We start from the raw sequence: 13,291 nt of genomic DNA on the forward strand, positions 1-13,291 counted from the left end.
AGGGCGCCTCAGTGCGCCCTTTTTTTGTATCTTTTTTAACGCGCTATAACAGGGTATTATGCGCTCTCACACACTTTGGAGTAGTAACTATGGCACGTGCATCCGCCCGTCATCTGCTGGTTAAAGACGAAGCAACCTGTAATGAGCTGAAAGCTCGCATCGAGAAGGGCGAAGATTTCGCGGCCCTGGCCAAGGAGCACTCAACCTGCCCGTCTGGCCGCAGCGGTGGTGACCTTGGTGAGTTTGGCCGTGGTCAGATGGTTCCCGAGTTCGACAAGGTCGTTTTCTCAGCCCCTATCAAGGAAGTGCAGGGCCCCGTTAAAACCCAGTTTGGCTACCACCTTCTGGAAGTGACCTCCCGTCAGGACTGATCAGAACAGGTTGGCGCTGCCGGGCGCGATATCTGCCCGGCAGATTTTACGGTTGATCCCCGCTTCCGTGCTTCTTGCTGTCCCGGTTCTGGTTTGTTCGTTTAGCTTTGCTGTCCATTACCCTATTGGCCAAGCCATGAAATGCGCGGTTGGTTGTCCGTAACGAACGATAGAAGCTACGGCTTTTGGTGTCGTGAACTGTCTTGGCCCTGCGGGCATCGGCGCGGAACCTTTCACTTGTCGAGAGGCGGTCGATCACCTCGAAGGTCGTGGACGTAATCGCACGATGGATTACTTCCACTGCGGTAGTGCTGGTCCGAACGGTCTCTTCCACAAGACGCGCCCGGTTTCTGAACTCAATCAGATCCAATTGTCGCTTTCCCGCCTGATTGACCAGTGCCGCGAGCCCGGCGCTCAGTATCCGACCCAAACTGTGGTTCCGGTGGCTGAGTCGGGCGGTGGCTGCCAGCAGCCCAAGTCCGATTAACGCCAACAAGGTGTTCAGAATAATCATGCTGGTGTACCCCTGTATTCACGCACTATCGGTATTCGACATTCAGCTCAACATCAATATCCCGGGCAGCAAGCTCTTCACCAACCTCTTTCATGACCTGCTGGTACACCATCTTCTGGACCATCACCGGCAGACGATCCGCCAGGATCCTTGCAGAGCGTGATTCCCGCTTTGCCACTGCAATCGGGTCGAGCACCCGTAACGTAAGCACAAGCTGGGGCTCCCGGGAAGTGAGACGGCCGGTGCCCAATTCGTCCAGTTGGGCCAGGGCGTGGTCGAGACGCTGGTTCTGCAGGCGCAGGCGGTGGTAGAGCAGACCTATGCCGGCAATCAGTACCAGTAAGATTAAAGTGAAAATATAGGACACGTGAGGCCTCTCTGTTTTCTATGCCACTGGTCTGATCCAGTCTGACGGAGCAATCCCGGGAATCGATTGGCCGAGTTGCCCATAATTTCCCATAAAACAGGGAAAAAACCCGTAAAATCGTGGAATATTTGCGGGCAGAGATCAACTCGGCGCACAATTCGTCTTTCTTTACACCCATACAGGAGATCATCCCATGGTCTGGTTCAAAGCTTTCGTTGCGGGATTTCTTTCGACCCTGATATTTCATCAGGGCCTGTTTGCAGTTTTCTTCTACGCGGGCATGGCTCCCTCGGAACCCTTTAACCTGACTCCTGTGCCTCCTATCGGGGTACCCGCGGTGATTTCTCTGGCCTTTTTCGGCGGGCTCTGGGGCATGGTACTCTGGGCAATCATTGGCCGTATGGCGACTACAGGGTTCTGGGCATTGGCGGTTATTCTCGGTGCCGTCGCTCCCACTGCCGTTGCCATGCTGGTTGTTTTCCCCCTCAAAGGTCTGGAAGTGACCGCCCAGGCCTGGGTCGGGGGACTCATACTCAACGGATTCTGGGGACTCGGCCTGGCACTTTTTCTGGTGCTGATGGGCGCCCGGAACCCGAAAAGCCTGCAGTAGAAACCCACTTTCAGGAACCTATACCTTCAAATAAGGAAGATGAATGACTGAACAACCGTATGACGTAGTGGTTTTTGGGGCCACCAGTTTTGTTGGCCAGATACTGACCCGCTACCTGTTCGAGACCTTTGGGACCAAAGGTCAGATGAAATGGGCTATTGCAGGTCGCTCAGAACATAAGCTAGTGAATCTGAAGACAGACCTCGGTCCCGATGCCGCCGAACTGAATTTCATCCTTGCTGATGCTGAGGATGAGTTTTCCCTAAAGGCCATGTGTCAGTCGACCCGGGTTGTGATCTCCACCGTAGGGCCTTATGCGCTGTTTGGCGAGCCACTGGTCAAGGCCTGTGTGGAATCAGGTACGGATTACTGTGACCTGACCGGTGAAGTGCAGTGGATCCGAAAGATGATCCAGACCTATGAGGTCCAGGCAAAAGAATCTGGCGCTCGCATCGTCCATTGCTGTGGCTTTGATTCTATCCCCTCTGACATGGGCGTCTTTTTCCTCCAGCAACAAGCCAGGCAAACCCTGGGTGGGCCCTGCATTGAAATAAAAATGCGTGTTAAGGCGGCCAAAGGCGAATTTTCTGGAGGTACCGTTGCCAGTCTGATGAATGTCGCAAAAGAGGCGGCTTCGGACCCGGCACTGCGCAAAGAGCTGGCGAATCCGTTTTCTTTGTGTCCTCCGGGCCATCGCTCAACCCGACGCCAGCCCAATGTAAAGTCCGCCGAGTACGATGCGGATCTCAATGTCTGGCTGGCGCCGTTTGTCATGTCGGCCATTAACACGAGAATTGTGCACCGGTCCAACGCCATGCAGGGTGCCGCTTATGGCAAAGAATTCCAGTATGACGAGGCCATGATAGCGGGCAGGGGTCTTAAAGGCCGTCTCGCGGCGTATGGCATTACCGCGGCCATGGGTGGGTTCCTGGTAGCCTCAGCCATAAAGCCGAGCCGATGGGCACTTGAGCGGTTTGTGGTTCCCAAACCAGGGGAAGGCCCAAGCCGCAAATCCCAGGAGGAGGGCTACTACGATCTGCGGTTCGTTGGCAAGACGGCGGATGGCAAGACAATCCGTGCCAAGGTCGTGGGTGACCAGGACCCGGGCTACGGTTCAACCGGCAAGATGCTGGGCCAGGCGGGTGCCTGTCTGGCTTTTGATATTGCCAAGACCAATAAGCCCGGCGGCTTCTGGACTCCCGCCTCGATCTTTGAAGACAAGCTGTTAAGCCGCCTGCGTACCTACGCCGGGCTGACCTTCGAGCTTATCGAATAGGCTGTATGCTCATCCAGTCAGAGTTCGACCACCCGGTCGACCTCTGGCAGAGCATCCGGGGCGTGGGCGAATGCGAGCAGAGTCTTGCCCCTGAGCCGGAGGCTCAGGTTAGCGATTACCGTCTGTCGGGTACTGGCGTCCAGGCCGGTAAACGGTTCGTCCAGTACGATCACATCGGCGGGCTTGAGCAAAGCCCGGGCCAGAGCCACTCGTCGTGCCTCCCCCCCAGATAACTGGCGCCCATAGGCGCCCAGCCAGGTATCCAGCTCCTGGGGCAGGCGCTTGACCAGGTCCCCCAGACACACGGTATCCAGCACGTTCCACAGATCATGCTCAGTCGCATCCGGATCAGCGAGTAGCAGGTTGTTGCGTAAGGTATCATCGAACAGCTGAGTACTCTGGGTCAGATAGCTGACGTTAGCCAGCCATTGTTCGTTGCCATCCTGCAAGCCATAGCCGTTTCGGAACAGCTTGCCGTGAGTTGGTTCTGCTAGCCCTGCTGCCATGTCAGCCAGGGAGGACTTGCCACAACCGGACCGCCCCGTCAGGCCAACTCTCTCCCCGGGCTTGACCTCAAGATCGAGCCCCACCAGGACCGGCGGCAGGCCGGGGTGTTGGAAGCCGGCATTACGAAAGCTAAGAACAGCATCCGGCAATGGAGCCGAGCCGTTCTTCGGCGGACGGGCACAAGTTGTGGGCTCACCTCTGGGGGCAATGTCCCGATTCAATCTGTGCGCTGCTGCCAGTGTTCCTCCCAGCCGCCCAAAGGCTTCCGGAAGGGTGGCATAAACCTCATTGAGCCCGAGGATCGCGAGGGGCAGCAGGGCCAGAACCGGACCGCTGATTTCATCGGCCTGGAAGCGACCAATACTGGTAAACAATGCGGCGACAGCGGCCGAATACATGAGAAAGCTCGACCCGGCGCCAAACCATCCGATCCTCTGGTCCACCCGAGCCTGATCTTCAGAGCTTGTGTGGGCATCTCGCAGCAGGCGCCGGCTGTGCTCATCACGGGCGCTAGCGGCCGTAAGCTCAGCCTGACCCTCCAGGTGCTCCAGGGTCATACCGCGAAGGGACTCCAACTGGTCGACTCGCTGTCGGGTTAACCTAACGGTAGCCTGGAATACACCCCAGGTCGCCAGGATAAGGGCCCCGGCCAGCATCACTCCGGTCACTGTTGCTGCCTGCAGCCCGTAAAGCCAGCCCGAAACCACGACCAGTGCTGAGGTTATTGCGATGGCAAGGCCGGTGGGCGCGATCAGCCTTAGATAGAGTGTGTCCAGGCTGTCCAGATCGTTGGTAAGCCGAGACAGCCAGCTCGCTCCCGGCTGACGGGCGCGAGCCATGACGGACTCCCTTGCCAGGCTGCGAAAAAGCGAGACCCTGAGATCCGCGAGCAGGCGCAGAACCGTCTCATGATTGTAGACCCGTTCGGCATAGCGCCCGACCGTGCGCACGAGTGCGAACGTGCGGATACCTCCGCCGGGCAGGTAGATATCAAACGCCACCCGGGAGCCCGCAGCAAACGCCAGGCCGGTAACCGCTGACGCTGTGATGAACCAGCCAGAGAGTGCCAGTAATCCGAGCCCGGCAATAATGGTGAGCGCGATCAGAAGCGCCCCGACCCACAAGCGGCCGCGGCGCTGGCCAATCAGCCTTAGCCAGGGCAGAAGATCAGCCATGGGACACCTCCCCGGCCTGAACTGTCAGTACCCGATGAGCAAGCCCGAGCAGCGACGGGTGGTGAGTGGCGAACACGAGGGTTCGACCCTCCCCGGTCAGCTTCTGCAGTGCCGCCAGAACAATCTGTTCGGTTTCCCGATCCAGCCCTGCTGTGGGCTCGTCCAGCAGGATCAGACGGGCTTCCGATAACAGCACCCGGGCCAGGCTCAGGCGACGGGCCTGGCCCCCTGACAGCCCTAAACCGGCTTCCGTCACGGGACTGTGCAGGCCTTCGGGCCGGGACCTCAGCAGTTCACCCAGCCCAGCCGCCTCCAGTGCCCTGATCATCGCGCGCTCAGATGCCGTCGGGGTTGTTAGTCTCAGATGCTCGGCCCAGGTGCCGTGGACCGTATAGGGCGATTGCGCCAACCAGGCGAAAGGTTCGGTCCCCGGTGGCTCGCAGAATACCGTGACAGAACCCTCGGTTGGCTTTATGAAGCCCGCCAGAACATGGAGCAGGGTGCTTTTACCGCCGCCTGAAGGCCCCGTCAGTGCCAGGCTTTCACCTTGGCCGACCACCAAAGAACAGTTGCTCAGGCCGGTACGGCCATCGGGAAAGCGTACACTGACCCGTTCCAACATGATGTTACGGGTACAGGCTGGAGGCTGGGTAATGGGTGTGAACGTAGCATCCTCTGGCTGGCCTCCGGCGCTCTGTAGGTGATCAAGACGGAGGACAATCAGTTGTGCTGCGCCAACGGCTGCTGCCCGGTCGTGATAGTGCTGGGCCAGCTGGCGTAACGGCTGGAAAAACTCCGGTGCGAGCAGCAATACAAATAAGCCCGAAAACAGGGTCAGTTGTGGCGCTGGCCCGAACTCGATGTAGCCCAGTAGACCGAAGCCCACATACATGGCGACAACGGCAATGCTCACCGAGGCAAAGAACTCCAGGACCGCGGAGGACAGAAAGGCCACCCGCAGGGTTTTCATGGTGAGGCGGCGATAATCATCGGAGCGGGTCTGGAGAAGCTCTGCCGCCGGTTCGGTCTGACCGAAAAGCTGGAGTGTTGTCAGTCCCCGCACTTTATCCAGGAACTGCCCTGACAGGCGCCCGATGGCTTCAAAGTGCCGCTGGTTTAGAGACTCGGCACCCATGCCCACCAGAGCCATGAAGATCGGAATGAGAGGGGCGGCAAGAAGCAGGAACAATGCTGCCAGCCAGTCAAACCAGACCACAACCGTCAGCATCAGTAACGGGACAAACACGGCAAGGGACATCTGGGGGAGGTACCTGGCGAAGTAGCCGTGGAGGGCTTCCACATGGTCTATCCATTCCCGGGCCAGGGTGCCGGCAGACTCATCCAGAAGCCGGACCGGCCCCGCGGTTTTCCAGGCATTGGTAAGCTGGCTGCGCGCTTCGTTGCGGGCCGCCAGGCTGGCCCTGGCCATATAATGGGCCTGTATCCCCTGGGCTATGGCTTTTAATCCCAGTGCCAGAAGCAGGGCGATAAACCAGGGCAGCAGATCGATGGCAGTCCATTCAGAAATCACAGCCCTGTCAATAATGTAGGCCAGTGCCGCCATCTGCAGAACCGTGAACAGGCCGGCCGCAGTGCCAGCTACAATGGCTCCGCGCCGGTATGACGCAACCTGATGCGCCAGGGATTTGAGCCAGGCTCTGGCTGATTCCGGCGCCCGGCCAGGGGGCCTGGTACTCAATGGTAACCAGAGTCGGCGGTGACCTTGCCCCTGAATACCCAGTAGGTCCAGGCGGTATAGGCCAGCACTACGGGCACCACGAATAAGACGCCGACCAACAGGAACAGCTGGGAGTCATAGGATGAAGCGGCATCCCAGACGGTATACTCCGGTGGCACTACATAGGGCCACCTGCTGACCAGCAGGCCCAGGTAGGTCAGCACGAACAGTCCCATAGTGGCGAGAAAAGGCCTGGCTTCGTACCGTTTGCGCACGGAACGGTAGATCTGGAAAGCGCAGAGTGCTGTCAGCACGGGCAAAATCCAGATAATACTGAGTGAATTAAACCAGCGCTCCCGAACCATTTGGTCAACGAACGGAGTCCAGATTCCGATAATGGCAAACACGACCAGAACCGCTACAAGCAGTGGTGTCGCAATGCGATAGGCCCATGCCTGCAACTCGCCTTCTGTCTTGAGAATAAGCCAGGTTGAGCCAAGCAGGGCGTAGCCCGCCAGAAGCCCGAAACCGGTCAGGATACTGAACGGAGTCAGCCAATCAAAAGGCCCGCCTACGAATACGCGATCGGCCGTATCGAAGCCCTCGATATAAGCACCGACCACCGCTCCCTGGGCGAAGGAGGCAACCGTAGAGCCACCGGCAAAGGCCCAGTTCCAGAGGTAGCGGGAAGTGTTGGCCTTGAACCGGAATTCAAACGCCACGCCACGAAAGATCAGGCCCGCCAGGAGCAGGAAAACACCAATATACAGCGCTGGCATGAGAATCGAGTACACCAGCGGAAAGGCCGCAAACAGTCCGGCACCGCCGAGTACCAGCCAGGTTTCGTTGCCGTCCCAGACCGGTGCCACGGTATTCATCATGATATCGCGGCTTTCTTCATTGGGCGCGAAGGGGAAGAGGATGCCAACCCCCAGATCAAACCCGTCCATGACCACATACATGATGACGCCGAAGCCGATGATGAACGACCAGACAATAACCAGATCAATCGGTCCCATGATCAGTGTCCTCCCGGGTTGGCCCGGCTTCCGGGCGTTCTGTGCATGCCGCCTTCGGCGTCATCTTCGATTTCAAAGGGCACATGGGTGGCCGACATGGGCCGCATCGGTCTGCCACTGTCGTATTCCTGGGCATGGTCGCTGGCTTCAGGCCCGGCATACAGCACGCGCATGAGGTAATAAAGCCCGGCGGTAAACACCAGGGCGTAGACAACGATGTAGCCGATCAGGGTGAACAGTGCCATACCTCCGGTCAGGGACGGGCTGACGCCTTCTGAATGGGTCATGATGCCCTGAACCAGCCAGGGCGCACGGCCAATTTCAGTGACGAACCATCCTGCCAGTACCGCGATAAAGGGCGTTATACTCATAAAGCGCATACTTTGCAGGAACCAGGGGGTCTGCCAGTAGCGTCCTCCACGTCGCAGGAACAGGCCGGTTAAGGCAAAGGCAATCATCAGCAGCCCCAGCCCGACCATAACCCGAAAGGCCCAGAACACGATGGCCACCGGGGGCCGTTCCGCTGCCGGCACATCGTTCAGACCGATCAGTTCTCCATCCCAGTCGTGGGTAAGAATCAGGCTTGCCAGCCCGGGAATGCCCACCTCGTAGTGATTGGTCTGATTTTCCTGATCAGGGATGGCAAACAGCAGCAGGGGTACGTTGGTGGCTGTCTCCCAGTGTCCCTCCATGGCGGCAACTTTCTGGGGCTGGTGCTCCAGAGTGTTCAAGCCGTGAAAATCACCAACCACTGCCTGGGCCGGGGCAATGATCAACAGGAGCCAAAGGCACATGGAGAGCGCCTTCCGGTTTGCCTCCACCTGACGACCATTGAGTAGATACCAGGCACTCACACCTGCAACCACAAAGCCGCCAGTAAGAAAGGAGGCCAGCACCATATGGGTCAGGCGGTAGGGGAAGGAAGGGTTGAAAATGGCGTCATACCAGGAGGTCACGTAAAAGGTACCGTCCCTGAGTTCAACCCCGGCTGGGGTATGCATCCAGCTGTTGGCCGACAGAATCCAGAAGGTGGAAATGAGCGTGCCAAGGGCGACCATAATGGCCGCGAACAGGTGCACCCAGGGAGGCACCTTGTCGCGACCGAACAGCAAAACACCCAGAAACGCCGCTTCCAGGAAAAAGGCGGTGATGACCTCGTAGCTGAGAACAGGGCCGATAAAGTTGGCCGTTGCCTGGGAGAAATTGCTCCAGTTGGTACCAAACTGGAACGACATGACGATGCCAGACACCACCCCCATACCGAAGACCACGGCAAATACCTTGGTCCAGAAACTGGAAAGTGTCAGCCACAGCGGGTTCCGGGTTTTGAAGGCAAGACCTTCCAGAAGGGCAATATAGGAGGCGAGACCAATGGTAAACACCGGGAAAATGGCATGAAAGGAAATGACAAACGCAAACTGAATGCGCGATAACAAGACAGGATCGAGATCCACGGAAGCCTCCGGCTTAACCAGAAAAGGACGAAACTACTGCTCGTGTAACCACTCTGAGTACTTCGTTTCTTGGACTTGTTATAAACCGGTGGTTGGTCTTCTATTGAGTTTTCGGCAATGAATGACCACCAAGCTGTGATAGCTTGGATACAATTTTACAACACTTTCGATTATGGAGTGAACCATGGGCTTTTACGATGAGCGCATACTGCCGCATCTTATCGATAAAACCTGTTCCGTAGGGCAGGTCATGAAGCTACGATCCCAGGTTGTGCCAGAGTGCGAGGGCGTGGTGCTTGAGGTAGGCATTGGCTCGGGCATCAATCTGCCCCTGTACGATGCCGGCAAAGTCTCCCTTGTATACGGCCTGGAACCGTCCGAGGGCATGCGGCACAAAGCCCGGGCTAACTTGCGTGAGGCACGGGTACGCGTCGAATGGCTGGACCTTCCGGGGGAGAAGATCCCCCTGGACAATGACTCCGTCGATACCGTTCTGCTGACGTTTACCCTGTGCACCATACCCGACACCCAGACAGCGCTTGCCCAAATGCTGCGGGTGCTGAAACCGGGAGGCAAGTTACTGTTCCTGGAACACGGCCAGTCCCCAGACTATAAAGTCAGGAAGTGGCAGGACCGTATCACGCCCGGCTGGAAAAGGTTTGCCGGCGGATGCCACCTCAACCGACCGATCTCGGAGCTTATTGAGCAGGCAGGCTTTGAGGTAGATGCGCTGGAGACGCTCTACATGCCCAAAACCCCGAAAATCGCCGGCTACATCTACAAGGGCCGGGCCCACAAGCCAACCTGACCCATCGGCAGGGCTGCAATTGCCGCGATCGAATTGCGTTCAGCAGCAGGGCCTTATACAATCCTGCCCGCAATTCCCTCCTGAATGCCCGGATGGTGAAATTGGTAGACACAAGGGACTTAAAATCCCTCGGCCGTTAGGCTGTGCCGGTTCAAGTCCGGCTCCGGGCACCAATAAAATCAATGCCGTGTGGTTTTTTCTCCCCCCGACTTCGAATTTTCCTTTTAAATGTAGACGTAATGTAGACACTTTGTGTTGCTTAAAGGGCGACCCCGAGTGCTTTTAAACAGTTTCCGAAGATGCACCTTACAATAAAAAATAATGCATTCCATTTGCCCTGCTATAGTGCGTCAAAACATCGAGCTTCAGGCTTCATTTATGACTAGCACTAGAAAAATAATCCGAGCATTCCTTGCTTCACCTGGCGACTTACAAGATGAGCGTTATGCTATTCGCGGCGTCGTCAATGAATTTAATGAGTCATGGGCGAATGAGCTTGGCTTACAAATCGAGCTTATGGGGTGGGAGGAAACCGTTGCCGGATTTGGTCGTCCACAGCAGCTGATAAACCAAGAACTTGATAGATGCGATCTATTTTTGGGCATGATTTGGAAAAGATGGGGAACCCCACCAGACCTGAGCGGGGAATTCTCGTCTGGGTTCGAAGAGGAATATCTCCGATCCCTGAAAAGACGCGAAATTAAAGGAAACCCTGAGATTTCGCTTTTTTTTAAGCAGGTCCCCGACGAGTTTATGGTGGACCCTGGTAACGATTTGAAGAAAGTTCTGAAATTTCGGGACACAATCATCGCTGAAAAACAGATTCTATTTCAGAATTTTTCGACAGTGATGGAGCTAGAATCCCTCGTTAGAAAATGCATCACAGCCTATGTGATTCGGTTCAGAGACGACAATGAGTTGTCCGAGCGAGACGAACCCCAAGTTAAACGTACTCAACCCGTCATTCAAAACACGGGGGTCGAAGTTAGGGGTCCAGAGCAATCTCCCCTTTCTGCTCAGGGCTTCGCGTTTCTTGAGAGCATGGTCGAGAAGATAAGGCAGTCAAACGCTTTAGACATTGTTAGCGCGAGTGACGTTGCAAGGTTCAGATTGCAGTCGAACTTGATCTCAAAACCAGGCAACGAGGAAATGAATTTAGGTGTCCATGACATTAATATACTTTTCTCGGCGTATCTAGAAGACATGGGGCTGGGTCGGAGTGAGATAAAATATCTAGTTCGGCTGGGCTTTCAACACCTCGATAATGAGAACGTACCGTTGTGGAGCTGGTATTCGGCTTTAGCGGACTCAAGTTTAAATCGTGCTGTTATATCCTCAATCACTGGAGTCGGTGATAGCGAGAAGGTGGGAGCGCTATGGGTTTTGAAGGCTCTCGATTTCATGATAAGGGACAACGAGATTAGGGAAAATGTTGTCTTGAATTGGTTCTCGGATAAATCTTCGGCACAAGTTCGAACGGCGGCTCTCGAATACCTATCAAAGTGCGGTTCGGTTGCCGACCTGGACGTTGTTAGGAGAGAGTATGAAAGAAGCGATTACGGGACATCTCGGAGCGCACTAGAGTGCATGATTGAGATTATGATCCGATCCGGTCAGTTGGATGCCGCTCGAGAGATAGTCATGGAGTCACAGTTCGCGACGCTGAATGCCCACCTTCTGAGGGCGGTATTAGCGGGGATAGAGAGTCTCGAATCGGCAGAGCTGTTTCTTGGTATTGAACATCGCAATTCGCAGGTCCGGTTAAGTGCAATGCAGGCTCTAATCGTTACTGATGCAATGGACGTTGCTACGGCCGAGCTGCTGACTACGGATAGTGATCCTCGAATACGATACGAGGCTGTCCTTGAACTCTCTAAACTAGGAAAGCCATTAGACGACAATAAAGTTAAACAGATCCTAGTAACTCCTACCTCCAGAAGTGGTTTCCTTGGTTTAGAGATAGGCGGTGGAAAGAAAACAGAAAAAGAAGGGGAGGTATTTTTTAAGAAATACCAGTTGGGTTTGTTGTGGCAGGCCTCTGAAGAGGAGCTGAAGTTAAAAGCCGAGTCGAGCCTGGTTCATGACGATGCTGCTTACTTTGTACTTGCGGAGAAATTTTTCAGCAAACATGCTGATGGAATGAGACAAAACGTAGATGACCGCTTCCGCGCCTATTTTGAAGGGAAGATTCGTAGGATGGAGGAAGCATATGGCCTGGTACCCTCGATTAAAGATCTAATCAAGAAAATGAGGGGCATGGAAAGTTTTTTGTGCAAAACGCTCACGAGACAAGGGTTGGACATACTTTGTTCAGCAAAGAAACCCGAGGATTTGCGTAGAATTCGCACCAATCTCCGCACTGGATACGCAGAATCTTCGAAGCTTGACGCAGAGTATCTGCAAAAGCATGGAGAGTGGATCGACATACCCCTACTTACAAATGGGAAAGGGGCAGGTTTTGGTGCGATATTACTTGGTGAGAAACTTGACGCAATACATGGGGAGTTTGAGTTTGAAGTAGCTAAAGCTATAACCTCTATCGGCAAGAAACATTCGGTTTCAGACCTTCTGTGTCTTGAAATGCCTGACGCCATTCTGAAGAACACAATTGACCTATGTTCAGAAAAACGGTTTGCCAAGATCTCGGAGGAGGCATTGCTTTCACTTCTCAATAACGAGTCCGAAAAGGTTCGTAAATCCGCTGCGCTTCTTACCGTGAGAGCACTCCCCGCCAAACGAATTAGGTCTGTTCTTGCGGAATACGTCAGTAGTGATAAGTACCGATATTACAACGTAATCCACTGGTTAGATTTAGGTGTATCCATGAGTCGCGATGAAGCAAAAAAGGTTGCACGAGCTGCAACTAGCTAAATGTGCTTTGACATGATTATTGAAACGGACTCACCGAGGTAATAATTTTGGAAAAATCCACGATAGCGCCGTTTGTTGTAGCGCTACTTATAGGGTTTGAACCTACATGGGCCGCAACAGAATTGGAGAACGATCCTCCCGAGCACTACCGCTTCAGCTACCAAACTGCAAATAACGGAAGAGTTGTAGCAAATAGTGTCTGTAAAGAGTACAGCGGACTCGATTGGAAAGGCTGTCGCAGATACGCACAGTGGCACTTTGCAGTAAAGTGTTGGAATTTAGGTTACGACATCAAACACCAAACTGGCTCTGTTCGCCAACAGATGCTCAAAGCAAATGCGTGAAACCGGGACAGATTTACTTATCACCTAATCTACCTAGCATACAAAAATAACGTCACGTTTGTTTAGGCTGCACATCGTTTCACGTACCATAAGAAAACTGCAGAAAACTGGGACAACCAGAAAACTGGGACAGATCTATTTAAGAAAACCGGGACAGATCTATTTATCACCTGATGTAAGAAAACCAAGAAAACCGGGACAGATCTATTTATCACCTGATGTAAGAAAACCGGGACAGATCTATTTATCACCTGATGAAACTGGATGTGCATTCAACGGAAGCATCACCATACCCGA

General features: G+C 54.8%; 11 protein-coding genes and 1 tRNA gene. 6 read left to right on the top strand and 6 right to left on the bottom strand.

The annotated features are described in order from the left end of the window. The first annotated feature begins 89 nt into the window (after positions 1-89). A complete protein-coding gene (locus G7W63_RS15370; RefSeq protein WP_166260065.1) occupies positions 90-371 on the top strand; it encodes a peptidylprolyl isomerase in 282 nt (93 codons plus the stop codon). A gap of 46 nt (positions 372-417) precedes the next feature. Here the strand turns inward: G7W63_RS15370 and G7W63_RS15375 are convergent, their stop codons facing one another. Then, complete coding sequence (locus tag G7W63_RS15375; protein WP_166260068.1) at positions 418-885, bottom strand: hypothetical protein; 468 nt, start codon at positions 883-885, stop codon at positions 418-420. Positions 886-910: 25 nt separating this feature from the next. After that, positions 911-1,252 (bottom strand): hypothetical protein, encoded by a 342-nt coding sequence (locus tag G7W63_RS15380; RefSeq protein ID WP_242634442.1) that lies wholly within the window; start codon positions 1,250-1,252, stop codon positions 911-913. A 193-nt stretch (positions 1,253-1,445) separates the two neighbouring features. On the opposite strand from G7W63_RS15380, the gene G7W63_RS15385 reads away from it, so the two are divergent. Continuing rightward, on the top strand, positions 1,446-1,862 hold the full coding sequence (locus G7W63_RS15385; RefSeq protein ID WP_166260072.1) for a hypothetical protein: 417 nt from the start codon (positions 1,446-1,448) through the stop codon (positions 1,860-1,862). Between the two features lie 43 nt (positions 1,863-1,905). Beyond that, positions 1,906-3,138, top strand: coding sequence for a saccharopine dehydrogenase family protein (locus tag G7W63_RS15390; RefSeq protein ID WP_166260075.1), 1,233 nt, complete (start codon positions 1,906-1,908; stop codon positions 3,136-3,138). 17 nt (positions 3,139-3,155) lie between these two features. Here G7W63_RS15390 and cydC read toward each other — a convergent pair whose 3' ends face one another. Genes cydC through G7W63_RS15410 form a run of 4 tightly spaced genes read right to left on the bottom strand, consistent with a single transcriptional unit; the run spans position 3,156 to position 8,971 of the window. Beyond that, positions 3,156-4,820: a thiol reductant ABC exporter subunit CydC gene (gene cydC / locus G7W63_RS15395; protein WP_166260080.1), complete on the bottom strand. Its 1,665-nt coding sequence runs from the start codon at positions 4,818-4,820 to the stop codon at positions 3,156-3,158. Further along, the gene (cydD, locus tag G7W63_RS15400) at positions 4,813-6,519 is read right to left on the bottom strand and encodes a thiol reductant ABC exporter subunit CydD (RefSeq protein ID WP_166260083.1); all 1,707 of its coding nucleotides are present in this window, start codon (positions 6,517-6,519) and stop codon (positions 4,813-4,815) included. The genes cydC and cydD overlap by 8 nt, the downstream gene beginning before the upstream one ends. Next, a complete protein-coding gene (gene cydB, locus G7W63_RS15405; RefSeq protein ID WP_166260087.1) occupies positions 6,516-7,517 on the bottom strand; it encodes a cytochrome d ubiquinol oxidase subunit II in 1,002 nt (333 codons plus the stop codon). The genes cydD and cydB overlap by 4 nt, the downstream gene beginning before the upstream one ends. Positions 7,518-7,519: 2 nt before the next feature. Continuing rightward, positions 7,520-8,971: a cytochrome ubiquinol oxidase subunit I gene (locus G7W63_RS15410; RefSeq protein ID WP_166260091.1), complete on the bottom strand. Its 1,452-nt coding sequence runs from the start codon at positions 8,969-8,971 to the stop codon at positions 7,520-7,522. 184 nt (positions 8,972-9,155) lie between these two features. Here G7W63_RS15410 and G7W63_RS15415 point away from each other — a divergent pair, with 184 nt between their 5' ends. The 3 genes from G7W63_RS15415 (at position 9,156) to G7W63_RS15425 (ending at position 12,650) form a co-directional block, all read left to right on the top strand. Continuing rightward, positions 9,156-9,779: a class I SAM-dependent methyltransferase gene (locus tag G7W63_RS15415; protein ID WP_166260095.1), complete on the top strand. Its 624-nt coding sequence runs from the start codon at positions 9,156-9,158 to the stop codon at positions 9,777-9,779. Between the two features lie 86 nt (positions 9,780-9,865). Continuing rightward, positions 9,866-9,952, top strand: a tRNA-Leu gene (locus G7W63_RS15420). Positions 9,953-10,157: 205 nt separating this feature from the next. Continuing rightward, the gene (locus tag G7W63_RS15425) at positions 10,158-12,650 is read left to right on the top strand and encodes a DUF4062 domain-containing protein (RefSeq protein ID WP_166260098.1); all 2,493 of its coding nucleotides are present in this window, start codon (positions 10,158-10,160) and stop codon (positions 12,648-12,650) included. Positions 12,651-13,291 lie beyond the last annotated feature (641 nt).

The organism is Marinobacter salicampi (assembly GCF_011074795.1).
In the GTDB taxonomy this organism is placed as follows: domain Bacteria; phylum Pseudomonadota; class Gammaproteobacteria; order Pseudomonadales; family Oleiphilaceae; genus Marinobacter; species Marinobacter salicampi.

Excerpts from the sequence above, each read along its gene's own strand:
- G7W63_RS15385 (WP_166260072.1), top strand. The coding sequence starts at position 1,446 with ATGGTCTGGTTCAAAGCTTTCGTTGCGGGATTTCTTTCGACCCTGATA.
- cydB (WP_166260087.1), bottom strand. The coding sequence starts at position 7,517 with ATGGGACCGATTGATCTGGTTATTGTCTGGTCGTTCATCATCGGCTTC.
- G7W63_RS15370 (WP_166260065.1), top strand. The coding sequence starts at position 90 with ATGGCACGTGCATCCGCCCGTCATCTGCTGGTTAAAGACGAAGCAACC.
- G7W63_RS15425 (WP_166260098.1), top strand. The coding sequence starts at position 10,158 with ATGACTAGCACTAGAAAAATAATCCGAGCATTCCTTGCTTCACCTGGC.
- G7W63_RS15415 (WP_166260095.1), top strand. The coding sequence starts at position 9,156 with ATGGGCTTTTACGATGAGCGCATACTGCCGCATCTTATCGATAAAACC.
- cydC (WP_166260080.1), bottom strand. The coding sequence starts at position 4,820 with ATGGCTGATCTTCTGCCCTGGCTAAGGCTGATTGGCCAGCGCCGCGGC.
- G7W63_RS15375 (WP_166260068.1), bottom strand. The coding sequence starts at position 885 with ATGATTATTCTGAACACCTTGTTGGCGTTAATCGGACTTGGGCTGCTG.
- G7W63_RS15390 (WP_166260075.1), top strand. The coding sequence starts at position 1,906 with ATGACTGAACAACCGTATGACGTAGTGGTTTTTGGGGCCACCAGTTTT.